We start from the raw sequence: 261 nt of genomic DNA on the forward strand, positions 1-261 counted from the left end.
TGGCGTGCGCGAGGATGTCGAACAGCAGCGCGGGCAGCGCAAGCCAGACGACGAAGCGGTTCAGTTCGGAGGCGGCGGCGGGGCCGAGCACGCCGAAGCGGCGGCAGGCGAAGCCCGCGAAGATGAGGCCAAAGACGGGCAGCAGGATGGAAACAGCGGAGAGCATCGGAGTTCGCTAAATGGAGCGGCAAAAAGAGCGGCAAAAAGCATCGCGCGCGGACCGGGCCGCGCGCACGACGGGGTGAAACAGGAATAGAAGCG

General features: G+C 66.3%; 1 protein-coding gene. It reads right to left on the reverse strand.

What is annotated here, in order from left to right:
- Positions 1–166, reverse strand: a 166-nt coding sequence (locus SB772_RS42400; protein WP_410838820.1) for an AEC family transporter, incomplete at its 3' end; no start/stop codon positions are given.
- Between the last annotated feature and the right edge of the window lie 95 nt (positions 167–261).

It is taken from the genome of Paraburkholderia sp. SIMBA_030 (assembly GCF_046535245.1).
In the GTDB taxonomy this organism is placed as follows: Bacteria; Pseudomonadota; Gammaproteobacteria; order Burkholderiales; family Burkholderiaceae; genus Paraburkholderia.